Origin of the sequence: Acinetobacter faecalis (assembly GCF_034187745.1) — a bacterium.
Lineage (GTDB): Bacteria > Pseudomonadota > Gammaproteobacteria > Pseudomonadales > Moraxellaceae > Acinetobacter > Acinetobacter faecalis.
Genome location: NZ_JAXHPF010000004.1, coordinates 140,256 through 165,476 on the forward strand (window position 1 = coordinate 140,256; position 25,221 = coordinate 165,476).

The 25,221-nt window shown below is 36.0% G+C and carries 26 protein-coding genes and 3 tRNA genes; 13 read left to right on the plus strand and 16 right to left on the minus strand.

The annotated features are described in order from the left end of the window. Positions 1-441 precede the first annotated feature (441 nt). The gene (ttcA, locus tag SKM54_RS05800) at positions 442-1,365 is read left to right on the plus strand and encodes a tRNA 2-thiocytidine(32) synthetase TtcA (protein ID WP_154773314.1); all 924 of its coding nucleotides are present in this window, start codon (positions 442-444) and stop codon (positions 1,363-1,365) included. A gap of 217 nt (positions 1,366-1,582) precedes the next feature. Further along, positions 1,583-1,966: an SCP2 sterol-binding domain-containing protein gene (locus tag SKM54_RS05805; RefSeq protein WP_154773313.1), complete on the plus strand. Its 384-nt coding sequence runs from the start codon at positions 1,583-1,585 to the stop codon at positions 1,964-1,966. A gap of 76 nt (positions 1,967-2,042) precedes the next feature. Here the strand turns inward: SKM54_RS05805 and SKM54_RS05810 are convergent, their stop codons facing one another. The 5 genes from SKM54_RS05810 to SKM54_RS05830 form a co-directional block, all read right to left on the minus strand. Next, positions 2,043-3,158: an MltF family protein gene (locus SKM54_RS05810; protein WP_154773312.1), complete on the minus strand. Its 1,116-nt coding sequence runs from the start codon at positions 3,156-3,158 to the stop codon at positions 2,043-2,045. Between the two features lie 778 nt (positions 3,159-3,936). After that, on the minus strand, positions 3,937-4,410 hold the full coding sequence (gene greB / locus SKM54_RS05815; protein WP_321094679.1) for a transcription elongation factor GreB: 474 nt from the start codon (positions 4,408-4,410) through the stop codon (positions 3,937-3,939). Between the two features lie 300 nt (positions 4,411-4,710). Next, on the minus strand, positions 4,711-5,517 hold the full coding sequence (gene trpC / locus SKM54_RS05820; RefSeq protein WP_321094681.1) for an indole-3-glycerol phosphate synthase TrpC: 807 nt from the start codon (positions 5,515-5,517) through the stop codon (positions 4,711-4,713). A gap of 18 nt (positions 5,518-5,535) precedes the next feature. Continuing rightward, positions 5,536-6,582, minus strand: a complete 1,047-nt coding sequence (trpD, locus tag SKM54_RS05825) for an anthranilate phosphoribosyltransferase (protein ID WP_321094683.1) — start codon at positions 6,580-6,582, stop codon at positions 5,536-5,538. Positions 6,583-6,597: 15 nt separating this feature from the next. After that, on the minus strand, positions 6,598-7,182 hold the full coding sequence (locus SKM54_RS05830) for an anthranilate synthase component II (RefSeq protein ID WP_154773308.1): 585 nt from the start codon (positions 7,180-7,182) through the stop codon (positions 6,598-6,600). Positions 7,183-7,990: 808 nt separating this feature from the next. On the opposite strand from SKM54_RS05830, the gene glnA reads away from it, so the two are divergent. The 5 genes from glnA (at position 7,991) to SKM54_RS05855 (ending at position 11,576) form a co-directional block, all read left to right on the plus strand. Further along, the gene (glnA, locus tag SKM54_RS05835) at positions 7,991-9,406 is read left to right on the plus strand and encodes a type I glutamate--ammonia ligase (protein WP_171501358.1); all 1,416 of its coding nucleotides are present in this window, start codon (positions 7,991-7,993) and stop codon (positions 9,404-9,406) included. A gap of 97 nt (positions 9,407-9,503) precedes the next feature. Continuing rightward, entirely contained in the window at positions 9,504-9,782 is a 279-nt protein-coding gene (locus SKM54_RS05840; RefSeq protein ID WP_321087956.1) for a hypothetical protein, read from the plus strand. 77 nt (positions 9,783-9,859) lie between these two features. Then, positions 9,860-10,351 (plus strand): chorismate--pyruvate lyase family protein, encoded by a 492-nt coding sequence (locus SKM54_RS05845; RefSeq protein ID WP_321087955.1) that lies wholly within the window; start codon positions 9,860-9,862, stop codon positions 10,349-10,351. 9 nt (positions 10,352-10,360) lie between these two features. Then, positions 10,361-11,239 (plus strand): 4-hydroxybenzoate octaprenyltransferase, encoded by an 879-nt coding sequence (gene ubiA, locus SKM54_RS05850; RefSeq protein ID WP_321087954.1) that lies wholly within the window; start codon positions 10,361-10,363, stop codon positions 11,237-11,239. 109 nt (positions 11,240-11,348) lie between these two features. Further along, the gene (locus SKM54_RS05855; RefSeq protein WP_321087953.1) at positions 11,349-11,576 is read left to right on the plus strand and encodes a hypothetical protein; all 228 of its coding nucleotides are present in this window, start codon (positions 11,349-11,351) and stop codon (positions 11,574-11,576) included. A 54-nt stretch (positions 11,577-11,630) separates the two neighbouring features. On the opposite strand, the gene SKM54_RS05860 is transcribed toward SKM54_RS05855, so the two are convergent. The 8 genes from SKM54_RS05860 to SKM54_RS05895 form a co-directional block, all read right to left on the minus strand. Then, on the minus strand, positions 11,631-12,083 hold the full coding sequence (locus SKM54_RS05860; RefSeq protein WP_321089136.1) for a DUF2726 domain-containing protein: 453 nt from the start codon (positions 12,081-12,083) through the stop codon (positions 11,631-11,633). Between the two features lie 56 nt (positions 12,084-12,139). After that, positions 12,140-12,215: transfer RNA gene (locus SKM54_RS05865), tRNA-Asn, on the minus strand. 210 nt (positions 12,216-12,425) lie between these two features. Next, positions 12,426-12,653: a hypothetical protein gene (locus tag SKM54_RS05870; RefSeq protein ID WP_321094685.1), complete on the minus strand. Its 228-nt coding sequence runs from the start codon at positions 12,651-12,653 to the stop codon at positions 12,426-12,428. A 163-nt stretch (positions 12,654-12,816) separates the two neighbouring features. Further along, positions 12,817-13,005, minus strand: coding sequence for a hypothetical protein (locus SKM54_RS05875; RefSeq protein WP_321089135.1), 189 nt, complete (start codon positions 13,003-13,005; stop codon positions 12,817-12,819). Between the two features lie 259 nt (positions 13,006-13,264). After that, positions 13,265-13,340, minus strand: a tRNA-Asn gene (locus SKM54_RS05880). Between the two features lie 5 nt (positions 13,341-13,345). Further along, a tRNA-Asn gene (locus tag SKM54_RS05885) sits at positions 13,346-13,421 on the minus strand. A 157-nt stretch (positions 13,422-13,578) separates the two neighbouring features. After that, complete coding sequence (locus SKM54_RS05890; protein ID WP_321087949.1) at positions 13,579-14,205, minus strand: superoxide dismutase; 627 nt, start codon at positions 14,203-14,205, stop codon at positions 13,579-13,581. Between the two features lie 161 nt (positions 14,206-14,366). After that, on the minus strand, positions 14,367-15,125 hold the full coding sequence (locus tag SKM54_RS05895; protein ID WP_321094687.1) for a Nif3-like dinuclear metal center hexameric protein: 759 nt from the start codon (positions 15,123-15,125) through the stop codon (positions 14,367-14,369). 168 nt (positions 15,126-15,293) lie between these two features. On the opposite strand from SKM54_RS05895, the gene SKM54_RS05900 reads away from it, so the two are divergent. Beyond that, positions 15,294-16,478, plus strand: coding sequence for a S1C family serine protease (locus SKM54_RS05900; RefSeq protein ID WP_321094689.1), 1,185 nt, complete (start codon positions 15,294-15,296; stop codon positions 16,476-16,478). Positions 16,479-16,572: 94 nt separating this feature from the next. Continuing rightward, positions 16,573-17,268, plus strand: a complete 696-nt coding sequence (locus SKM54_RS05905; RefSeq protein WP_321094691.1) for an aspartate/glutamate racemase family protein — start codon at positions 16,573-16,575, stop codon at positions 17,266-17,268. A 47-nt stretch (positions 17,269-17,315) separates the two neighbouring features. Here SKM54_RS05905 and SKM54_RS05910 read toward each other — a convergent pair whose 3' ends face one another. Together SKM54_RS05910 and radA are read right to left on the minus strand one after the other, a co-directional pair. Continuing rightward, positions 17,316-18,326, minus strand: coding sequence for a Tim44 domain-containing protein (locus tag SKM54_RS05910; RefSeq protein ID WP_321089131.1), 1,011 nt, complete (start codon positions 18,324-18,326; stop codon positions 17,316-17,318). Positions 18,327-18,445: 119 nt separating this feature from the next. Continuing rightward, entirely contained in the window at positions 18,446-19,831 is a 1,386-nt protein-coding gene (radA, locus tag SKM54_RS05915; protein ID WP_321087944.1) for a DNA repair protein RadA, read from the minus strand. Positions 19,832-20,018: 187 nt separating this feature from the next. Between radA and SKM54_RS05920 the strand changes: the two genes are divergently transcribed. Next, complete coding sequence (locus SKM54_RS05920; RefSeq protein WP_321087943.1) at positions 20,019-20,435, plus strand: hypothetical protein; 417 nt, start codon at positions 20,019-20,021, stop codon at positions 20,433-20,435. 69 nt (positions 20,436-20,504) lie between these two features. Here the strand turns inward: SKM54_RS05920 and SKM54_RS05925 are convergent, their stop codons facing one another. Beyond that, on the minus strand, positions 20,505-21,863 hold the full coding sequence (locus SKM54_RS05925; RefSeq protein ID WP_321094693.1) for an alanine/glycine:cation symporter family protein: 1,359 nt from the start codon (positions 21,861-21,863) through the stop codon (positions 20,505-20,507). A gap of 319 nt (positions 21,864-22,182) precedes the next feature. Here SKM54_RS05925 and SKM54_RS05930 point away from each other — a divergent pair, with 319 nt between their 5' ends. The 3 genes from SKM54_RS05930 to lysA all read left to right on the plus strand — a co-directional run bounded on the left by SKM54_RS05930 (position 22,183) and on the right by lysA (position 25,217). Next, positions 22,183-23,589, plus strand: coding sequence for an amino acid permease (locus SKM54_RS05930; protein ID WP_321087941.1), 1,407 nt, complete (start codon positions 22,183-22,185; stop codon positions 23,587-23,589). Between the two features lie 131 nt (positions 23,590-23,720). Further along, the gene (gene lptM / locus SKM54_RS05935) at positions 23,721-23,948 is read left to right on the plus strand and encodes an LPS translocon maturation chaperone LptM (RefSeq protein ID WP_321087940.1); all 228 of its coding nucleotides are present in this window, start codon (positions 23,721-23,723) and stop codon (positions 23,946-23,948) included. A gap of 24 nt (positions 23,949-23,972) precedes the next feature. Then, on the plus strand, positions 23,973-25,217 hold the full coding sequence (lysA, locus tag SKM54_RS05940) for a diaminopimelate decarboxylase (protein WP_321087939.1): 1,245 nt from the start codon (positions 23,973-23,975) through the stop codon (positions 25,215-25,217). The last annotated feature ends 4 nt before the right edge of the window (positions 25,218-25,221 follow it).

Here is a 25,221-nt window from a genome sequence, read left to right on the forward strand (position 1 = left end):
AAAAATATAAATAGAAGCACTAAAGTCGTTTTTTTGGATTACTTATTTGCAAAAATCAAGTCACTTTGTTGATTCAGTAATCAAAAAAAATATTTATTTTTTTTTAATGAGCATTGCTTGACACGTTTAAGTCATTGATATTTAATATTATTTAAATTGATCAAAAAACAACCAATTTAAATAAAAGCCTTAACTTCAGGGTGCATAACCTTGTCAAGTAGTTTTAAATCCACAAAGTTATCCACAGCTTTTGTGGACAACTGTGGAAAAGTCCAAAACATAAGCATCTTGCATAAAAAGTGAACGCTAACGTTCAAAGTTACAAATTTTTGAAGACATTTTTATGACAAAAGCAATAATTTTTTTATTACATTCTTTTGGTGCGATTTGGCACTATTTCCGCTAAAATTGCGCAGTATTTTTATTATGGTTAATCTGTCTATGTTCTCACCAGTTGAGTCCGAACAAGGATTTAATTTCAAACCTGAATTGCCAACAAGTTCGGCATATTATCGTTTGTTGAAAAAACTTCGCCGTCAAGTCGGTCATGCTATTCGTGATTTTAAAATGATCGAAGAAGGTGACAAAGTCATGGTGTGTATTTCTGGTGGTAAAGACAGTTATACCTTGTTAGATATATTGTTGCAGTTTAAACGTATTGCACCAATTAATTTTGATGTGGTTGCTGTAAACCTAGATCAAAAACAGCCAGGCTTTCCTGAAGATGTTTTGCCACGTTATTTAGAAGAAAATAATATTCCTTATTATATTCTTGAAAAAGACACGTACAGCATTACGAAACGTTTAACACCTGAAGGTAAAACGTATTGTGCTGTGTGCTCTCGTTTACGTCGTGGTTCGCTTTATGGATTTGCACAAGAGATTGGTGCAACTAAAGTGGCGTTGGGTCACCACCGCGATGATATTCTGGCGACATTCTTCTTAAACTTATTCCATGGTGGTAGCTTAAAAGCGATGCCGCCAAAACTGTTGTCATCGGACAAAAAGAATATTTTGATTCGTCCTTTGGCTTATGTTGAAGAAAAAGACATTATCAAATATGCAGAAATGCGTAAGTTCCCAATTATTCCGTGTAACTTATGTGGTTCTCAAGAAAACTTACAACGCGCAATTTTAAATGACATGTTACGCACTTGGGATAAAGAATATCCAAAACGTTTGCATAGTATTTTTGGTGCATTGCAAAACGTATCTCCTTCACAACTTGCTGACCGTGATTTGTTTGACTTTGAGAAGCTAGATTCAGAACGTGAATTTGACTTCAAAGAAAGCTGTTCTACTGAAGGTGAAGAAGAAGGCAGTAAGCGTATTAATATGGTGAACTTAGGTTTTGCCGCAGAGTAATCGCTATTTAGACACTATTTCTACGGAAATAGTGTCTATTCCCAAATATAGATTTATAAATAATAAGAACTAAAACATCAAAAATTGAACGCTTCGTGCATATTTTCTTATACTTATTTCAAAATTACATGCTATAACAAGCGACAAGCAAAAAATTGCTTCACAACTATGTTGTCTGGATAGACAACAAGATGAATAAATAAATTGAGGAAAGATCATGCCTGCTTTTTTAACTGATGATTGGTTTTCAACTGTAGAAACGCTTACTGCACAAGCTGGTAATTTAAATTTGCCACCTGCACTTGCAAATCTTGCAATTAATTTAGTGGTTGCTGATGCTTCAGGTAATACTGAATTGTCTTTGGATGGTGGGGCAATTAAAAAAGGTCTATCTTCAAATGCGAAAACAACATTGAATATGGATGGTGAAACTTTACGTAAAGTTTTTCTAGAATTTGATATGGCTGCTGCTATGCAAGCATTCATGACAGGTAAAATAAAAGTTCAAGGCGATATGTCACAATTGATGGCATTACAAACTGCAAGACCTAGCCAAGAACAAAAAGACTTATTCAAGAAAGTTTTAGAACAAACTTCTTAATAATGCTTTGCATAAAAAAAAGCTTACCCATTGGTAAGCTTTTTTTATTTTCAAAATACGGATATCTAAACTAAGTTTAGATATTTACAAGTTGAGGCGTTGTTTTAATATGCTCAAGATAAGCTCGAATACGTGTTACATATTGCACCGCTTGTCTATATTGACCATTACTTGCTTTGTTACGGTCTAAGTAAGCATAGAAATTCACCCAGTTATTTGGGTTTTTCCCTTGAGCTTTAATACGTTTTTGAATCTGGTTAACAGTACCAGGTCCCATATTGTAAGCTGCTAATGCATACCAGTTGCGATCTGGGAAAGGTATGTCATCATAACGGCTTAACATTAAGTCGTAGTACTTCGCACCACCTTGAATACTTTGAGTGGCATTACTACGGTCATTTACACCCATAGCTTTTGCAGTGCTGTTGGTTAGCATCATTAAACCACGAACACCTGTGGGAGAAACAGAGGTTGGTTTTAAATAAGATTCTTGATAACCAATAGCAGCAAGTAAATGCCAGTCTAAATCGTATTGCTGAGCAGTCTTTTTGAAACTAGCCTTATATATAGGCATACGTTTACTAAGATCGCTCTGGATATCATCCCAAAATTCTTCTTTAACGACATTGCGGTTATAAAAAGAAGCAAGTTGGTTTAAAGAGCCATTTTGTTTGCTTTTACAAATAAAGCCACTTGCTGCTTGAGTAAGTGGATCATCTGCGTGTTTAAACACCCAATTTAATTCAGTGTTTAAACCATTTTTTTCTAAACTGTTCAAATCGCCACATGTTGCGGGAAGTGAAGTCAGTTTTTTAGTTTCAATGGTTTGAGTGTTTGCTGTGGTCATTGCAAAATTTGCTTTACCAGTGGCAACCATTTTTAAAGCAGTAGCATTGTCGTCTACTGTTTTAAACTCTAATTGTACGTTTAGGTTATTTGCATAGTTACGGACTAAATCGTAGCCGAAACCGTGAAAATAATCGCCATCTTCAAATACTGCAGATGGATTAGCAACAGAAACAACAGTTAATTTATTTTGATTAACAACGTTGTCAAATTGATATGTTGCTTTACTTGCATTAATTGCGTGAAATGGAAAAATAAGGCTAGTTAATGCAAGTGCTTTTAAAGAGAGAGAGAGTTTATTAGAGTTAAGGCAAAGCCTCGACCCAGGTGTTGAACTACTGTGCATGTTGTCTCCGCTACAAGTAATTTATGCCCAAAAAGTAAAGCTAAAAAAAGCTTCCATCTTTTTAAAGTTTGATAAATTCAATAAGGGGTTGGGCAGTCATGACGTCATTCAAAATGACATGGGATTAATGGATAAAATGTAGAAAAACTACATTGTTTAAAAAGCGAGCTAATGTAAAAGTTGATCGAATAATAAAGATGTAAAATTAATATGTCAAATTTTGTGCATAAATATTTTTTTAAAGTGGTTGTAATGTATTGAAATTAATAGATATATTTTTTAGTAATTTTGCATTTTATGAATTTCATTATAAAAACTGTATATTTAATGCTATAAAAGTGTAATAACTTTACGAGGAAATCATGAAATCAAACTTAATGAGCTTTATAGGGAAACGGTTCGCATACTGCTAAATTAAAGGGTTCATCAGATAAAGTTAAGTTTTAAATTTCCTAAAAACGTAATGGAATATTGGGTTTGCATATTCATAATTTTTAGCCAAATTTTAAGCAATTGAGTAAAATATAGTGGATAAATGATGTCCAATTCTGTTGATTTAGGAAATGAAAAAATAATTCAATTTAGTGAGCAAATGGTCAAAGATTTGATATAAATTTTAAGATAAAAATGTAGACCTATGTAATGCTTTGGAATTGATGAAAATGATGAATTTTACGATATAGATGAAGCATAATAGTTCATGTTTTTCTAAGGAAGAGAAACAATAAAATGAATGCTTTCATATCTTATGATTTTTTCTTATGTGTTTTTCATCAAATTAAATACAATATGTAATATCAGTTATATACCAAATATTTTCACCTTTAGGTGTATGTATTTTAATTTCATCATCTACAGACTTACCTAAACAGGCTTTTGCGATTGGTGATTGCAGAGAAATATAATCTTTACGACCATAGATTTCTTCGTCTCCTACGATTCGAAACTTGATGGTTTCGCTATCATCATTCTCTAATTCAACCCATGCTCCAAAATATGCTTTTCCATCTTGTTCAGGGCTATATTCTACTTTATGTGCAACTTCAAAAAGTTTAGTTAAGTATCTAATTCTGCGGTCAATTTCGCGTAGCTTTCTTTTATTATAGTGGTAGTCAGCGTTTTCAGATCTATCGCCGAGACTGGCTGCCCATGACACAATTTTAGTAATTTCTGGGCGCTCTTTACGTACTAAATCATTCAATTCATCTTGTAAGCGTTGGTAGCCTTCAGCAGTTAGCAATTTACGATTCAAGAGAAATACTCCAAAGAATTCTGCAATAAATTTGATGTTAAAATTTAAAAGTGAAATTATAAATTAGGTTATTTATTCACTAAAATGATTGTGTTTTATAACATATTCATGACTATTCAAATAACGATTTATACTAATAGTGCAATTTCATGACATATATATTAGGTAATAGATAAGCGACTTTTGACGATAGTAACTCTACTAATTTTGATTATATTTATAAAAGTTAATAATTTTTCTATGCATTGTGATTTTGTATTTGAGAACTCAGGATGCGAGCACCCTGAGTTTTTTTATGACTTATATAGTTGTTGGAACGCCAAATAGTTCTTTAAATGCATGATCAGGACGAGGTTGCTTCATGAAGCTTTCACCAACTAAAAATGCATGAATGTCATTCTCTTGCATCATGGCAACATCAGCAGGCGTTGCAATACCACTTTCAGTAACCAATAAACGAGATGGTTCAAGTAATGCTTTTAAGCGTAAAGATGTATTTAAATCGACATCAAAAGTTTTAAGGTTACGGTTATTCACACCTAATAAACAACGATCTGAAAGGCGTAAAGCACGTTCTAGCTCTTTTTCATCATGTACTTCTACAAGCACATCTAAATTATGCTCAAATGCAGTTTTAGACATTTCCTCAAGTTGCTGATCAGACAAACAAGCAACAATAAGTAAAATACAATCTGCATGTAATGCACGTGCTTCAATGACACCGTAAGGATCTATTAAAAAGTCTTTACGGAGTGCAGGAAGGGCACAATTGTTACGTGCAATTAGAATGTTTTCATCTGCACCTTGGAAAAAATCGACATCAGTTAAAACAGATAAACATGCAGCGCCTGCATCTTCATATTGTTGTGCAATTTCCGCAGGATTAAAGTTTTCACGAATAATCCCTTTAGATGGTGATGCTTTTTTAATTTCAGCAATGACAGCTGGGCGTTTGCCTAATAAAGATTGCGCAAAACCACGAACAGGTGATGCACCTGAAGCGAGTTCTTCGACATCTTTATAGCTACGTTGTTTTAAACGAATAGCAAATTCTTCTTTTTTACGATCGACAATTTTACCTAAGATCGTATTTGCAATATCAACCATGACAATATTCCTTAAATCTTAAGCTTCGTACTGTTTTAATGTTTTTGTGAATTCAGAAAGCACATCCATTTTTTCTAAAGCTTGTCCGCCATAAATAATGTCATGGGCAAGGGCAACACCTTGCTTATATGTACTTGTTAAACCAGAAACATAAATACCTGCACCTGCATTAAGTGCAATCATGTTGGCAGCTTTGTCACCAATGTCAGATTTCTTTTTACCTAATGCATTTTTAATAAGCGCTAAGCTTTCAGCAGGACTATCAATGGTTAAGCCAACCAATGTTTGAGATTCGATATCGACATCTTCAGGTTGAATCATCCATTCATTAATTTCGCCATTTTTTAACTCTGCAACATAAGTTGCTGAAGCTAAACTAATTTCGTCTAAACCATCTTTAGAGTGAACAACCATCACGTGTTCAGCACCAAGTTGTTTTAAAACTTCAGCCATTGGGCGACATAATTCATTTGAAAAAACGCCAATCACAAAGCGTTTTACACCAGCCGGATTCGTAAGCGGGCCAAGTAAATTAAATAAGGTACGAATGCCTAATTCTTTACGTGGCGCAGCAGCATATTTCATGGCTTTGTGATGATTTGGAGCAAATAAGAAACCTACGCCAATATCACGAATGCAACGTTCAGTTTGTTGCATATTCAGTTCTAAGCTAATACCTGCTTGTTCTAACAAGTCTGAAGAACCAGATTTTCCTGAAACACCACGACCACCATGTTTTGCAATTGTTGCGCCAGCGGCAGCAATAACAAATGCGGATGCTGTAGATACGTTAAAGATGTTTTGACCATCTCCACCTGTACCTACAATGTCTACTAAATAAGGTGTATCACTTACATCAATTTTTGTTGCAAATTCACGCATAACACGTGCAGCTGCCGTCATTTCATCAATGCTTTCGCCCTTTAAGCGTAAGCCCATCATGAGTGCGCCAATTTGTGCGTCTGTTGCTTCACCCGACATAATGCTACGCATTACATCTTCCATTTGTTCTTGAGTTAAGTGAATGTTTTTCGTGATGTTGTTTAAAGCTTGTTGAATATTCATATTTCTAAATACGCTCTATGCATAAATTTCTAAGAAGTTTTTAAAGATTTGGTGACCATGCTCACTCAAAATAGATTCGGGGTGGAACTGCACGCCTTCTACAGGCAATGTCTTATGTTTAACACCCATGATTTCTTCCATTGAGCCATCTGTTTCATTGGTCCAGCAGGTTACTTCTAAGCATTCAGGCAAAGTCGCTTGATCAATGACCAAAGAGTGATAGCGAGTTGCTGAAAATGGAGAAGGCAAGTTGCTGAAAATGCCTTTGTCGCTGTGGTACATGTCAGATAAACGACCATGCATAACACGTTTTGCACGAACGACATCTCCACCAAAAGCTTGCCCAATACTTTGATGTCCTAAACACACACCAAGAATAGGAATTTTTCCTGCAAAATGTTGAATTGCGGGAATAGAAATACCTGCTTCAGATGGTGAGCAAGGACCAGGACCAATCACTAAATACTTTGGTTGCCATCGCTCAATATCTTCCAATGTCACGGCATCATTACGTACTACTTTCACTTCTTGATTTAACTCGCCAAAGTATTGGACGATGTTATAAGTAAAAGAGTCATAGTTGTCGATCATTAAAAGCATGAGCTAACCTATTGAAATATATGCAAGTATTGCATTTTAATTGTTTGGATTGATATTCATTTTTCAACATGAAAAGTCATTAATATTTTCACATGTTGTTGATATTCATCGGTTCAAAATGAATTGCGAATCATCATAACAAAAAATATTCATTTTCGGCTCAACTATTTATATGATAATGATTGTTATGACTTATGAGTTGTACTGCATAAGCACTTTATCTTCATAAAAATATTGTGAAATATAATGTGCTATTTAAGTGTGAAATGATCAACTTATATGTTGATTATTTTGTCGAATGAAATCTATTTCTTACTGTGTTTATTCGCTTTTAATGTATATGCATATTTTTAATTTTTCTCGCTAGAAACATTCTATATTATTAAAAACATGTATGAAAACTAAGATTTAAAAACGATGAACCAAAATGATGCATCTACATATTTAACCAAATGTTTAATCTTAGTAAATGATTAATAAGATTTTAAAATATACCTGAATAATTTTTATGATAAATATCTTTAAAATTGGAAAATAATCGTCATTTATTATTAAATTAAATCAATCGGTGCACTAAATTAGTGCTATCGGAAAATCTTTTTCAACAAATGTGATGAAGAGTGTTTGAATATGGTGCATTTCCTTTTTCAAACAGTATAATAGCGTCTAAGCCAAGCCCATATTGCATGTTTTCTGATAAGGAATTCGGTATTCTGGTATTGGTTTTAAAAGTTGGTATGGTACTTGCTTAATACTAACCAACTACTAACACGCACTTCACAAGTGCAACAAAAAACATCGGAGCAAAATGAGCATGGCGAACAAGGTCCTTCAACTCATCCAAGAAAGTGGCGCAAAATGGGTCGATTTTCGCTTTACTGATACTAAGGGTAAAGAGCAACACGTAACTTACCCAGCAGATACAATTGACGAAGATACATTTGAAGACGGTAAAATGTTTGACGGCTCTTCAATTGCTGGTTGGAAAGGTATCGAAGCTTCAGACATGATTTTACGCCCAGACGCGGAAACATGTTTCTTAGACCCATTCTTCGCAGAACCAACTGTCGTTGTAACTTGTGACGTAATTGAGCCTTCAACAGGTCAAGGTTATGACCGTGACCCACGTTCGATTGCTCGCCGTGCAGAAGAATACTTAAAGTCTACTGGTATTGGTGATACAGCATTCTTTGGTCCAGAACCAGAATTCTTCGTATTTGACGAAGTTAAATGGGATATCGATATGTCTGGCGCTCGCCATACATTAATCGCTGAAGAAGCTGCTTGGTCTACAAACAAAGACTACGAAGGCGGTAACTCTGGTCACCGTCCACGTGTTAAAGGCGGTTACTTCCCAGTTCCTCCTGTAGATTCTTCACATGACATGCGTGCTGACATGTGTCAAAAAATTGAAGACATCATGGGTCCTGGTCGTGTAGAAGTACATCACCACGAAGTTGCATCTTGCCAATTAGAAATTGGTGTGAGCTTCAACACTATGGTTCGTAAAGCAGACGAAGTACAACAGTTTAAATATGCTGTTTGGAACGTTGCTCATCAATATGCTAAAACAGCTACGTTTATGCCTAAACCAATGGTTGGTGATAACGGTTCTGGTATGCACGTTCACATGTCTATCTCTAAAGATGGCAAGAACTTGTTTGCTGGTGATGAATATGCAGGCCTTTCTGAAATGGCGTTGTACTTCATTGGCGGTATTATCAAACATGCTCGTTCATTGAATGCATTAACTAACCCTTCTACAAACTCGTACAAGCGTTTAGTTCCGCATTTCGAAGCACCAATTATGCTTGCTTACTCAGCACGTAACCGTTCTGCTTCTATTCGTATTCCTTACGTTTCTAGCCCTAAAGGCAAACGTATTGAAGCGCGTTTCCCAGATCCAATGATGAACCCGTACTTAGGTTTCGCTGCATTGTTAATGGCTGGCCTTGACGGTATTCAAAACAAGATTCACCCAGGTGAAGCTGCTGACAAAAACTTGTACGATCTTCCTCCTGAAGAAGAAGCGAAAATCCCTACAGTTGCTCACAGCTTAGATATGGCTCTTGAAGCTCTTGAAGCGGATCATGATTACCTACTTAAAGGTGGCGTATTCTCTAAAGAAATGCTAGATGCTTATATCGAGCTTAAAACTGAAGAAGTTCGTCGTTTGAACACGACAACTCACCCAGTTGAATTTGATATGTACTACAGCTTGTAATTCTTTTTAGAATTTCACTGTAAAAAACCCGCACGAGTTGCGGGTTTTTTTGTATCTTGGGTTAATATAATGAAAAGATTATTGAACTAAAGTCATTATGGCGAAACCACGTAAAAAGCATACGAGTTTTTTTCCTTGGATAGATCCGCAAGATCAGGAAAAAGGTTTTAAGCTAAATTTTTCAGAAGTTACTTATTTGGAAATCGGACGAACGATTGAAGGATATAAACACGCGCAGTTTATTGCGCTTCGTCATCCTGAATTGGCTTTAGAATTTGATTATCCTGAAGAGTTTTATTTAAGTGCAGAAGGCTTGATTTTAATTAAAAATGCACAAGGTAAATTTCAGGTTATTGCTAAAACAGAAGCAAGCTAAATACATTATTTAAGATAAAAATATCTTGAAATGTGTTGTATTGGATTAAATAGAATATTTTGAAGAGCTGCGAATATATGCGTAATAAGCGAGAACTTGAACTTAAAGATAAAAGAATTTCGCCTGAATTACGTCATTGGTTATATGCATCAGGTTCACTGACTCAACAGCTTACAGAGTTGGGGAAAGGACAATTTAAAGTACAACCAACGAAAGAGTATTTTCAGCGATTAAAACGTGAAGATGCGATGTGGATGAAATCTCCAATACATCATACGTCTTGGGTTCGTGAAACTTTATTATATGGTTCTGAAGCTGAAGCTTGGGTAAAAGCAAAAAGCATATTTCCGATTCTAAGTTTGCAGGGTAAAGCACGATTATTTCAACATATTGGAACAAAACCAATTGGTAAGTTTTTATTTGATCGAACCAACCCTAGCTGTGAAAGACGTGTAATTTTATTAGATGAAGGATGGACACGCCAAAGTTGCTATACTTGGCATGGTTGTAAATTTATAGTTCAAGAAACGTTTTTACCTGCCTTTGAGCAGTTTATTCAGCAAGGTTAAAGGATATATATGTCTGTTGCACAGCAGATCACATGGCGTGAGCGTTTAGAAGCTTATTATTATTTGTGCCGTTTTGATAAGCCAATTGGTACAGAGTTGGTGTTTTGGCCAACCATGTGGGCGCTTTGGATTGCAAATAAAGGTATGCCTGAAATTGGAATTTTAATTCCAATGATTTTAGGGACTATTTTTATGCGTGCAGCAGGTTGTGCAATTAATGACTTTGCAGACCGAAAGGTAGATGGTGCGGTAGAACGCACGAAAAATCGACCACTTGCAACAGGAGTTATTAGCGCAAAAGAAGCTATTTATGTGTTTCTATTTCTAGTTGCTGCAAGTGCATGTATGTTGTTCTTTTTACCAATAGAAACGTTCTACTGTTCATTTGGTGCATTGTTTTTAGCGTTTATTTATCCATTTATGAAGCGCTATACACATTTACCACAAGTATTTTTAGGTGCTGCTTTTTCATGGTCTATTCCTATGGCATATACCGCTGTAGGGGCTGAATTAGGTTTAACTTGTTGGTTACTTTATTTTGGTAATTTGGCTTGGACAGTGGCTTATGACACGCAGTACGCCATTACAGACCGTGAATACGATTTAAAAATTGGTGTGAAATCTACCGCAATTTTATTTGGTAAGTACGACATTGAAATTATTTCACTGCTACAGTTACTCAGTATTGTTTTAATTGGTACAGCGTTATATATCGAAAACTTACTTATTCCATTTGGTGTAATCGCATTATTATGCGTTGCTGCCGATTTTATTTATCAATGGACGAAAACGAAAGATAGAGATCCACAATTGTGTTTTTGGGCATTTAGACACAATAGATGGGTAGGGTTAATCATTTTTATTGGTATTGTTTTCGCTTTACAATAAGCAGCGCATTTTTAAATAAAAGCATTCTAAAAAGGATGCTTTTTTATTGAATGATATTTTGTTTCAAGTATATTGAATAACCTTTTGTTCCTTGCATACTGGATTTTAAATGACGCAATCTACAAAGAAGCCACTTTCTAAAAAGACAATATTTTTAGCAAGCTTAGGATTAATTATTCCTTTGTTTTTGGTGGGTATGGCATTTCTTGCGGTAAATGGTGATGCAAAGAATCAGGAAAAGTATAAACAGCAACGTGAAGAAATTATGCAAAAAGTGAAAGAAAGAGAAGCGCGAGAGCGTGCTGCTTCTGAAGCTTTAGCAAAGGCTGATCAATAGTTTTATGAAATTTTAAAAGCGACTTAAAGGTCGCTTTTTTGTATCTATAAAAGATTAAGAGTGATTTAAGATATCGCGTCTTAAGCTTTGTGGGCTTGGAATATTGGTATAGCGATAAACTTGATAACCTGCTTGTAAAAGCATAGCGTCACGTTCAGCATCTTCTTGTTCTTTGCCTATATGTGTTGGATCATCCAGTTCAATAATTGCAATGACTTGCAACTTCTTATCTAAAATAACAAAGTCGGTGACTTTACGATTGAACTTAGCGCGAACTTTCATATCGTTATGCGTAATTAAAGCACTAAATGCAACTTGTGCAAGTATGTGATACTCAGGAAAGCTTTGGTTAAGACGAGTAAACATCTTACTTTCAAAACTTGTAATTACAGGACGGGGGTAATATTTTTGAGTTGGTCGCACATAGCGCTGAACAACAAGGATGAATAAAGCCAAAGAGGCAATACATCCTATAAGAAAGAAAGTAAATTGAATTGATTCAAACACGGCAGGATCTTTAAGCAATAAAAAACCCACTTCGTAATGAGTGGGTTTTTAGAATTTGGCTCTCCAACCTGGGCTCGAACCAGGGACCTGCGGATTAACAGTCCGTCGCTCTACCGACTGAGCTATTGGAGAATCTGAAACGAATTCTATGTGGCAAATGCTATAAGGTCAAGCAAGAATTAGAAAAAACATGCTGTTTTTCAATTGAATGTTTTAAAAATAGGCACATTATGGAGATATGTGTGACTTCTTATTTGAGTAGGCGCTAAATACGACGAATAATTCGTACTTTTGTTTGGGTAATTAGAGAGGCATCTAATCGCTGATATGTTAAATTGGTTTCTATGATCCCCATCTTTTAAACTCATTAGCTATAAAATCATAAGCATCACTTTCTTGTTTTGAAGAAAATATTAGTTCTGGTTTATCCCTTTCGGTGTAATAAACACACCAATCAGTTTTTTGTTTTAAAATACTAAAACATTCTGATTTCTTAATTTCATCAAAAGAGTAACAGCTATGATGAATTCCTAGATGTTCTAGTAATTTAATAAGTTCATTTCTAGTCATTAGAATACGCTGAATTATTTAATTTGCCTAAAATTAACATAATACATGTTAGACGAAATGCTTTTTTATTTTTGTATAAATCATGACTTTATTGTGTATTAAAAATCAAAGCATTTCTGATAGGACTTTCTTTATTGTCCATGTTTCATATATCTGAAAAATTTTAGCTCGATTTAATAGCTTGAATATAATATTCACGTGGTTTGGATGGATTTACTTTTCTACATTCATTAATGAGTTTTACCATGTCTTGCTGGTTTAAATTGGCTGTTAGTTTTTTCTGAATAGAAGTTAGTAGCGTTTTATGTTCCGTTTTTAAATCGCGAGTACATTGGTACAGACGTTCATACATGAGGGCAGAGGCCTGCTTATTATTTTCAGTTCTCTGCGAGCATTGAAAAACTGCAAAAATAACCGTAATTACAATAGCCCAAAAAATAAGAGACTTTAACCAAGGTGTGTCCATAATTTTTAATCATTCATTTTATTGATTATTTTTAAGATAGCGAAAAAGCAAGAAATGAACAATATATAGAACTGTTATTAGAAAAGTACCTAAATATATAGATATAAAAAAGCCCAAGTCATAATGCTTGGGCTTTTTAGAATCTTGGCTCTTCCACCTGGGCTCGAACCAGGGACCTGCGGATTAACAGTCCGTCGCTCTACCGACTGAGCTATGGAAGAATAGATGGCTCTCCAACCTGGGCTCGAACCAGGGACCTGCGGATTAACAGTCCGTCGCTCTACCGACTGAGCTATTGGAGAATCTGATGCGCATTTTAGGGATGAAAAGAGTAGTCGTCAATAAAATTATTTAAAGAAAGCGTGTGTTTGCTTTATAAGTATTCGTTTATTGCTTAAAAAATAAAAAATCACCCGAAAAGGGTGATTTTTTAGACTAAAAATAAGAAATCTTTAAATCTTATTTTTCAACGCCAGCAGCAAGACCTGCATATTTAGCGTTTGCATAATCCCAGTTTACAAGGCTTTCTAAGAAAGTTTTGATGTAAACAGGACGTGCGTTACGGAAATCGATGTAGTAAGCATGTTCCCAAACGTCAATTGTTAATACAGCAACTTTACCATGAGCCATTGGTGTATCAGCATTTGAAGTTTTAAGAATAGAAAGCTTGCCGTTTACTTCGTCAGCAACTAACCAAGCCCAACCTGAACCGAATTGAGTTGTTGCAGCAGCAGCAAATTCTTCAGCAAATTTTTCGTAAGAACCGAAAGCTTCGTCAATTTTAGCAGCTAAAGCGCCAGTTGCAGCACCACCGCCATTTTTAGCCATACAGTTCCAGTAGAACGTGTGGTTCCAAACTTGTGCAGCATTGTTGAAAATACCTGCTTTAGAAGCATCGCCAGCAGAAGCAGTGATGATTTCTTCTAAAGATTTACCTTCAAGGTCAGTACCTTTAATTAAGTTGTTTAAGTTAACAACATAAGTATTGTGGTGTTTGTCATGATGGAATTCTAAAGTTTCTTTGCTGATATGAGGAGCAAGATCTTCGTAACCATATGGTAATGCTGGTAAAGTAATCGTAGTCATTTTTCAATTCCTTGCATTTTGCTGGGTTTTGACAGTTAGTGGTCTTATTGTAATAGATTCTTAGCTAAAATTGCGCATTGAGTGCTAATAACAATAGAGAATAAAGCATAAATATATTCGAATAAGGGTAGCTTATTGTAAAAATATTTGATGCTTTTTTATCAAATAGGATTATTCAGTTCGAAATAACTGTATTCGATATTAAATTGATTTGAAATTGCTTTTCCTAAGCGCTGAACACCGTATCTTTCTGTAGCGTGATGTCCACAAGCATAGTAATGAACATTCAATTCTTTAGCTTCATAGAAAGTACGTTCGCTTACTTCGCCAGAAATAAAAGCATCACAGCCTTGTTCATATGCTTTCGTAATATAGTCTTGCGCTGCACCTGTACAAAAACCAACTTTTTGGATGGTGTTTTTCTCAGCATTTAGATGAATTGTGTCAAACCCTAAACGCTCAGTTAAATATTTTTTAAAGCCTTCAGGTGTCATAGCTTGTTTTAAATAGCCAATATTTCCAATGGGATGGCGCTCACTTTCATCTAAAGCTTCAATGTTTTCTAGTTCAAGAATTTCTGCAATAGCAGCATTATTTCCTAAAGTGGGATGTGAGTCTAAAGGCAGGTGATAGCCAACTAAAGAAATATCATTTTTAATTAAACTGCGAATACGTTTACCGCGCATTCCTGTAATTGGGTAGGCTTCGCCTTTCCAAAAATAGCCATGATGCACTAAAAGTAAATCTGCATTTTGTGCAATAGCTGCATCAATAGCATCTTGCGAAGCGGTTACTGCACATAAAATTTTAGTCACTTCTTGAGTGCCTTCAATTTGAAGACCATTTGGCGCGTAATCTTTAAATTCCGAAGATTTTAATGTGCTATTACACCAATCAATAATGTCATTCAGCTTTGCCATAAATTTATAAAGCCTTAAAAAATATAACGATCAACATACAGTTTAAATTGTAACTAAAGCAAGACAAAACTATTGGGCTTTTTTATGTATCTAATTGTGTTTCGCTTTACAATAGTGCATAAATTACTTTAGTCATCAACGAATTAAAATATTTAAGAGGACAAAATCGTGCGCCGTACATTGACTTGGTTACCGTGGGTGTTACTTATTATTGTCATTTTTGGCTTTTTAGGCTGGCAGTTCATGCAGAAGCCAAAAGCACCTATCGCTTCAGATGGGGTAAAAATGCCAGCAGAAAAAGTAGAACCACTGATTAACACAACACGTACTGGTGGTGTGGTTTCATATAGTGAGGCAGTGAAAGTTGCTGCACCTGCGGTTGTTAATATTTTTACAACGCAAAAAGTGAAGCAAATGAATCATCCTTTACTAGATGATCCTGCATTTCGCGAATTTTTTGGCAATGAATTACCCGATCAGCTTAAACAAGGTCCAAACGAAAATAGTTTAGGTTCTGGCGTTATTGTTCGTAAAGATGGATATATTTTAACGAACAATCATGTGATTTCTCAGGCAGATCAAATTGTTGTTGCATTGCATGATGGTCGTCGCGCTGTTGCAGAAGTAATAGGTACAGATCCAGATACAGATTTAGCAGTCATTAAAATTGCATTAGATGATTTACCTGTATTGCCATTCAAATTAAGTGGTAATGAAGTAGGCGATGTTGTTCTAGCTATTGGTAATCCATTTGGTGTTGGACAAACAGTCACTCAAGGGATTGTGTCTGCAACAGGTCGTTCAGATTTAGGTATTAATACCTATGAAGATTTTATTCAAACCGATGCTGCAATTAACCCAGGTAATTCGGGTGGTGCTTTAATTGATGTTGCAGGTAATTTAATTGGTGTAAATACTGCAATTTTCTCGCAATCTGGTGGTTCTATGGGAATTGGTTTTGCCATTCCTGCCAAAATTTGTCAGCAAGTTTTAAATTCAATTTTAAAAGATGGTCGTGTTGTTCGTGGATGGTTGGGTATTAGTTTATTACCGTCTAAGCAAGATGATATTTTAGTCCCTGAACAAAATGGTGTTGTGGTTGCCGATGTTTTAAGAGGTGGACCAGCAGAAAAAGCAGGATTGAAACGTGGTGATATTATTATGAGTGTAAATGGTGAGGCTATTTCTACACCAGCACAGTTAATTAATTATGTTGCACTTCAAGCACCATCAAGCATGGTTTCTGTGGTTGTTAACCGTGGCGATGAGAGCCTAACTTTATCTGTTGTTATTGGTGAGCGTAAATCTCAAAGTACTAAAGATAAACAGTTTATACCACTGCCTAAACAGTAAATATCATGTAAATTAAATCTTATAAAATTTAAAAAGCTCCTAAAAAGGGGCTTTTTTATTACAAATATATTTATTAAGTAGAGGGTGAAAAAGAATGAAAAAAATTGGATTGATTGGTGGGATGAGTTGGGAATCATCAGATTTGTATTATCAAAAAATTAATAAATTGGTCAATGAAAAAATGGGTGGTTTAAATTCGGCACATCTCATTTTGTATAGTGTAAATTTTCAAGAAATAGAGCACATGCAATCACAAGGTCGTTGGAATGACGCAGCTATTTATTTAAAAGAAATTGCTCAAAAGCTTGAGTTAATAGGTGTTGATGCGATTGCTTTATGTACCAATACAATGCATTTAGTTGCCCCTGAAATATCAAATCATATTTCTATTCCATTTTTTCACATAGCTGATGCTGTTGCAGATGAAATAAATCTAGCGAATAAAAAGAAAGTTTTGTTGTTAGGTACAAAATTTACAATGCAAAAAGACTTCTATAAAAATAAGTTAAATTTGAAAGGTATTGAGGTTGTTGTTCCGAATATGAATCAACAAGAAATAGTGCATTCTATTATTTATAATGAGTTATGTTTAGGTAAAATATTAGAAAAGTCTAAACAAGACTACATTTCAATTATTAATGATGCCATTGCAGATGGCGTGCAGGGTGTTGTTTTAGGATGTACGGAAATAGGCATGCTATTGTCTAATGAGGATGTTTCTATCCAAATTTTTGATTCAACTGAAATTCATGTGAATAAATTGGTTGATTTTATTGTGAATGATGAATAAAAAAGCGAGCTCTAGGCTCGCTTTTTTTGATCTATTTATAAATAGACTTAGCTTTCTTGTTGAATACCAGCAACTAACCATTCTTGGCTTGAACCAGCAGGTTTAACAAAGTGCCAAACTTCAGCAAATGGTTGTGGCAAGCTGTTTAAGTCTTCGCTTACAGTACCTGTAAAACGAACGCTTACAACATATTGACCATTTTCTGTTGCTGAATCTGCAACCATTGCATTTAAGTTAGAAAACTCAGCAACATCTTGATCTTGGTTCGCCATAATATCGTTATACATAGACTGGTAAAGATCAGGCGTTAAGTAACGCTGAATTTCTGCAATATTACTAGCCGTATTCATAGATTGAATATGATTAAAACGCTGACGAGCAACACGTAAGAACGTTGCAGGTTCAGAACCATCAGGTAATTGGTTGCCACTATTTGTATACGCAGCACCAAAAGGAGCATTGTTTACAGGAGCAGAACCAAATGGTGCATTATTTGTTGGCGCAGAACCACCTACATTTTGACCAAAAATATTGCTGTTGTCGTTTGATGGACGACCTGCAGTTGGTGCTTGACCAAACGGTGCATTATTTGCACCGCTATTTGGCGCATACGGGTTGTTAGCTGCTAATTTTTTTTTTGCGCCCATCTTACGGAAAACGAAGAAGGCAGCAGCTGCAGCAAGTAAGATCCAAATCCAACTTGGAATACCACCTTTTTCCTCTTCTTGTTGAGGAGCTACTTGAGCTTCTGACGCGGCAGGTGCTTTATCATCTGCTAAAGCATTTGCAGCAACTGCGCCAATAGCAGCACCAGCAACACCAGCCGCAACCATGCCACCAACACCTGGGCCTGATTTAGCAGGAGCAGTCGCTGGAGCAGCAGGCTGTTGAGCAGGAGTCGCTTGACGAGGTTGTTGGTAAGACTGAGAAGGAGCTGCTTGACGACTCATGCCATGACTTTTACCGCCACCTGCACGTTTTGCTTCTGCTGCTAAAGGTGCTACCAATAATGCTGCTGTTAAAAAACCAGCAATCAAACCACGCTGTCGAACTTCCATTAAAGTTTCCTAATAAAATAATAAGTAATACGTTTGTATTTATGCAGTCATTTTAGAAGTTTTTCAACAACTAATAATGAATATTTTTTAGATTGATTGTAATTTAATCAATATGGGTTTTACTCATCGTTTAAATTAATGGCTTCAGTGAGTGCTTCATGTAAACGTGCAACTGCAATAATTTGAACACCTGGAATTGGTTTCTGTGGTGCATTGCCTCTTGGTAAAATAATATATTTGAAACCATGTTTTACCGCTTCTTTTAAGCGTTCTTGACCGTTTGGAACAGGGCGAATTTCTCCAGATAATCCAACCTCACCAAATACAGCAAGCTGTTGTGGTAAGGCTTTGCCGCGTAAACTTGAAGCACATGCTAAAAGAACAGCTAAGTCAGAACCAGTTTCGGTAATTTTTAAACCACCTACAACGTTTACATAAACATCTTGTCCTGATGTTTGTACACCGCCATGTCTATGCATAACGGCAAGTAGCATATTTAAACGGTTTTGTTCTAAACCAAGTGCAACACGTCTTGGCTGACCGTGAGCATCATCAACTAAAGCTTGTACTTCAACTAAAAGTGGACGAGTTCCTTCACGGCTAATCATGACAATAGAGCCGGGAATTGCTTCATCATAACGACTTAAGAAAATTGCAGATGGATTCGCAACTTCTTTTAAGCCTTTATCTGTCATGCCAAAAACGCCAAGTTCATTGACTGCACCAAAACGGTTTTTTACGGCACGAATCATACGGTAGCGGGAGTCTGACTGACCTTCAAAATATAAAACACAATCGACCATGTGTTCTAAAACACGAGGGCCGGCAAGAGAACCTTCTTTGGTTACATGACCGACAATAAATAATGCTGTTCCGCTATTTTTAGCAAAGCGCGTTAAAATTGCCGCAGATTCGCGAATTTGCGATACGCCACCGGGAGCAGATTGCAAAGTTTCTGTATATAAAGTTTGAATAGAATCTAGAATGGCAACAGAAGGGCGTTCATGTGCTAGAACATCACAAATACGTTCAACACAAGTTTCAGCCATCACACGAAGTTTATCTGTAGGTAGGTCTAAACGATTTGCACGTAAAGCTACTTGAGATAATGATTCTTCACCTGTTACATAAAGCGCAGAATTTTTTGCCGCAGCCATATGAGTTGCGGTTTGTAAAAGAATGGTCGATTTACCAATACCAGGGTCACCACCAATTAAAACAACAGAACCTGTAACTAAGCCACCACCCAACACACGGTCAAACTCGCCAATACCGGTCGCTAAACGTGATTCATGTGAAACTGTAATTTGATTTAATGTTGTAACATTTGCGGCTTGTCCTGCATAACCGCCACCCATTTTAGATTGAGCACGGTGAGTAACAGCGGGTGCAATACTGACTTCAGTTAAGCAATTCCATTCGCCGCAATCTGAACATTGACCTGCCCATTTTGGATGGTCTGTACCACATTGCTCACAACGATAAACACTTTTTGCTTTTGCCATAATGATGATGAAATTATTGTTCGAAATTATTGAACAGCATAGCGGTGAACGTAGATTAAAACCAAGTCTTTCGTATGAAAAAATATCGATTTGCGGCAAGCTTTGGCGTTTAAACAAAATTGATCTGACATTAAGTGCTCACCACGTTCTATAATATGTGCCTCATTATTTTGAAATGGAATACATCATGCCGCAATTGTTGCAACATATTGATGCGATCGCACGCGAAAAGAACCGTGATGTACTTTTTGTACATTTTGAAGATTATGAAGAGAATGAACAAAACCCAGATTCAAATCGTCAAGATGTATTGAGCTGGTTAGAGCAAAATAACATTCCTTATGAAAAATGTATGGGACTTGAAGAAGAAGGCTCAATCGATAGCTATTGGGGCGATATTTATATTGATGTGCCATTTGATTTAGAGAATGAGCAATATCAAATTCTGAGCGATTACTTGGAAGATGAAGAAGGCGTAATGAAAATTGAAGGTGTCTATTTCTTTGTTTTATATTTAGAAACAGCCATTGAACTTCAAGCTGAACGTGTCATGAATACAGATACAGATTTTGAAGATGATACTTGGAATGGTACGCCATCTTAAAATAGAAGTTGATATAAAAGAAAAGCCACCCGAAGGTGGCTTTTTTAATATTTAGATTCGCTTTTAAACTTAATACAATTCGCCTGATTTGCGTTTTGCAATAAAGTCTTTCGATTCTTTGGCAATAATGCCTGAAAGTAGTAATAATGCGATACAGTTTGGTGCAGCCATTAAGCCGTTGAATGTATCTGCAAATAGCCATACAAGGTCAAGCGTTGCTACACATCCTACAAATACAGAAGCAATGTAGATAAGACGGTAAATTAATACATACTTTTCACCTAATAGGTAAGTACAGCATTTTTCGCCGTAGTAGCTCCAGCCTAAAATAGTTGAGTATGCGAAGAAAATAATACCGAAAGTCACAACCCAACCACCAACACCAGGAAGTAGTTGATCGAATGCTTTAATGGTAAGTACAGCACCTGTTTCACCACCAAATGAATTTCCAGCCATGATATAGCCCATTACAAGCACGATACCTGTAATAGAACATACGATAATTGTATCGATGAAAGTACCTGTCATAGACACTAAGCCTTGACGAGCAGCGTGGTCAGTTTTTGCAGCAGCAGCGGCAATAGGTGCAGAACCCATACCTGCTTCATTTGAGAATACACCACGTGCAACACCGTAACGAATTGCAGCACCAATCGCACCACCAACGGCAGCTTCACCTGTAAATGCATATGTGAAAATCATTTTAAGTGCAGGCGCAACTAACTCTAGATTATTGAAAATAATAACCAAACCACCAGCTACATAACCAATTGCCATAACAGGAACAATGACAGAAGATGCTTTAGAAATGGTTTTAATACCACCTAAAATAACCAAGGCAGAGAAAGCAGTAATTACGACACCTGTTATCCAAGTTTCAATACCCATACTGTTTTCAACAGCAAGTGCTACAGTGTTTGATTGAACAGAGCTACCAATACCAAATGAAGCTAAGGTACCAAATAAGGCAAATAAAACAGCAAGCCATTTCCACTTTGAACCAAGGCCACGCTCGATGTAATACATCGGACCACCGTTCATTTCGCCTTTTTCATTTTTATGACGATATTTAACAGCGAGAACACCTTCGCCGTATTTTGTTGCCATACCAAATAATGCAGTCATCCACATCCAGAAAACAGCACCAGGACCACCTAAAACACAAGCTGTTGCTACACCTGCAATATTACCTGTACCAATGGTTGCAGATAGCGCAGTCATGAGTGATGCAAATTGTGAAATATCACCTGAATCTTTTTTATCTGGATGTTTCCCAAAAACTTGTTTAAATGCTAAAGGCAACATTCTAAATTGCCAAAAAAGTAGTCGGAAGGTTAAAAATATACCAGTACCTACAATGAGTACCAACATATATGGTCCCCAGACTAGACCACTTAGTGTTTCCATAAACGATTGTAAATTTTGCATATATATTATTCTCATCCTGATTATTCGTTATTTAATTAAAGCAATCACTATGCCAATTTATTATTTATTTAATGCACATATAAAGTAGCTTGAATAACTTTATATATGTTTAGTTTTTACATAGATATACGAATATTACAAGAGGGCGTGCACTTTAAAAAATAAAATATAGTTGTACTAATCACAAAAAAATTCAGATAAGTAAAATAAATCAATAAAGACTATAAATAGGGAAAAACAGATCATAAGTTAATTTCTTTTGCTTTATTCAAAATTTAAGTTAATTTAATCTTGCTATACATTGAAGGTGAATTAAAAAATGACAGAGCAAAAAATAAATTCGCCTGCCGTAGGAGACGGCGATTTAAAAAGAAGTTTATCTAATCGACATTTACAGTTGATTGCGATTGGTGGAGCCATAGGAACAGGGCTTTTCATGGGCTCAGGGAAAACAATAAGTTTAGCTGGACCATCTATTTTATTTATTTATATGATTATTGGTTTCATGGTTTTTCTTGTAATGCGTGCATTAGGAGAATTGCTACTTTCAAACCTTAATTACAAATCATTTATCGACTTTTCAACTGATTTAATTGGCCCTTGGGCTGGTTATTTTGTAGGTTGGACGTATTGGTTATGCTGGATCACGATTGGTATCGCAGATTTGTCAGCCATTATTTATTATTTACAATTCTTTAATGGGGGCGTCTCATTCTCACCTTTAGAAGGTGTGTTAATTAGCGTCGCTTCGATTTTATTTATTACTTGTCTGAATTTAGCAACAGTAAAACTATTTGGTGAAATGGAGTTCTGGTTTGCAATGGTGAAAATCGTTGCGATTATTGTCCTTATTGCTGTTGGTGGATGGATGATCTTCACAGGATTTACATCTACAGCAGGTGAGGTTGCTTCATTTGGACACTTGTGGAGTCATGGCGGGATGTTCCCAACAGGCTTTACTGGATTCTTAGCAGGCTTCCAAATTGCCATATTTGCCTTTGTGGGTGTAGAGCTTGTAGGTACAACAGCTGCTGAAACTAAAGACCCTGAAAAGAATTTACCAAAAGCAGTTAATTCTATTCCAATCCGTATCATTATTTTCTATGTTTTGGCATTGGTTATTGTAATGTCTGTAACGCCGTGGAATAAAATTGATCCGTCAATTAGTCCATTTGTAAACTTATTCAGCCAAGCAGGTATTGCTGCTGCTGCCATTATTATGAATTTTGTTGTTCTTTCATCAGTAATGTCATCTATGAACAGTGGTGTTTTCTCTACAAGCCGTATGTTGTTTGGTTTGTCTCGTGAAAATCAGGCACCAGATGCATTGGGTAAATTGAATAAACGTGCTGTTCCTGCAAATGCTTTATATTTCTCTACAGTATGTTTGTTATTGGGTGCAGCGCTTCAATACTTTGTTCCTAATACAGTTTTGGCATTTACCTTAGCAACCACATTATCAACAATTCTATTTATTTGTGTATGGTTGATGATTATTTGGAGCTATGTGGTTTATTACAGAACACGTCCTGAACTTCATGCAAAATCGACATTTAAATTGCCTGGTGGCTTGTTCACTTGTGCGGTAGTTGTGGTGTTCTTTATTGGTACGATAGGAATACTTGCACTTGAAGAAGATACGCGTAAAGCATTAATGGTGAGTCCAATTTGGTTCATTATTTTAATTATTGGATATTTCGGTTTCTATAAACCTCGAAATAAATAAAATTAAATGTTCAAAAACGTCAGCACTTCGCTGGCGTTTTTTTATTTCTAAAGATAATCTCTTACGTTTAATGCTTTGGTCATCGACATGATCACGGTATACTTTATCAAAATTAATGGATAGGTGGTCAGATGCGTTTAGTCATTTGCGGCATCGGTGTTTTAGTGACAAGTTTCGTGCTAACAGGTTGTGGTCAATCGGGCCCATTACAGTTAGCCAAAGATCAAAATTATGATAAACGTGCAAAATATTTAATTTATTCAGATTCTGAATTGAAAGAACAGAAAAAAGAACAAGTTGAAGTACCTGTACAGCAACAGTTTGCTGCACCATCAAATTCTGATACACAAACACCTTAACTCAACCAACGCAAGGATACATTCATGAGTTTCACCCGCATTAATGGGGTATTGCACGCAGAGCAATGTTCATTACAATCGTTAGCGCAGCAATTTGGTACACCGCTCTATGTTTATTCAAAAGCAACTTTTGAAAAACATTTTTTAGACATGGATCGTGCGTTTAGTTTTATTGATCATCAAATCTGCTTTGCAGTTAAATCAAACTCAAATATTGCGGTATTGAATGTATTAGCCAAGCTTGGTGCAGGTTTCGATATTGTGACTGGTGGCGAGCTTGCGCGTGTTTTAAAAGCGGGTGGTGATGCATCTAAAATTGTATTTTCTGGTTTAGGTAAATCGGAAGCAGACATTAAAAAAGCACTAGAAGTTGGTATTGCTTGTTTTAATGTGGAATCTTATGCAGAACTTGATCGCATTCAAAAGGTTGCTGCTGAATTAGGTAAAAAAGCACCGATTTCATTACGTGTGAATCCAGACGTAGATGCAAAAACACATCCTTATATTTCTACAGGATTAAAAGAAAATAAATTTGGTATTCCATCTGATACAGTATTTGAAACATACAAATATGCAGCATCTTTAGCTAACTTAGATGTTGTTGGTATCGACTGCCATATTGGTTCTCAATTGACTGAAACTCAACCCTTTGTAGATGCTTTAGATCGTGTAATTGTAATGATCGATAAGCTTAAAGAAATGGGAATTGAGCTTAAACACATCGATATTGGTGGTGGTTTAGGTGTGACGTATAAAGATGAAACTCCGCCAACAGTTCAAGAATATGCCAACGCACTTAAACCAGCTTTAGAAAAGTTAGGCTTAAAAGTATATATGGAACCTGGTCGTAGTATTTCTGCAAATGCAGGTGTGCTACTAACTAAAGTGGATTTATTGAAGCCAACGAATCATCGTAACTTTGCCATTATTGATGCTGCAATGAATGACTTAATTCGTCCTGCTTTGTATGAAGCTTGGATGGATATTCAAGAAGTTACACCACGTACAGACGTTGAAGCCAAAGAGTGGGATGTTGTAGGTGCAATTTGTGAAACTGGCGATTTCTTAGGTAAAGAGCGTAAGCTTGCACTGCAAGAAAATGATGTTCTTGCAGTTTTAGGTGCAGGCGCATACGGTTTTGTAATGAGTTCGAACTATAACAGTCGTGGACGTGCAGCAGAAATTATGGTGAGTGGTGATCAAGCTTACGTAATTCGTGAACGTGAAACAATTGAATCATTATGGGAAAATGAACGTTTATTGCCTTAAGGAG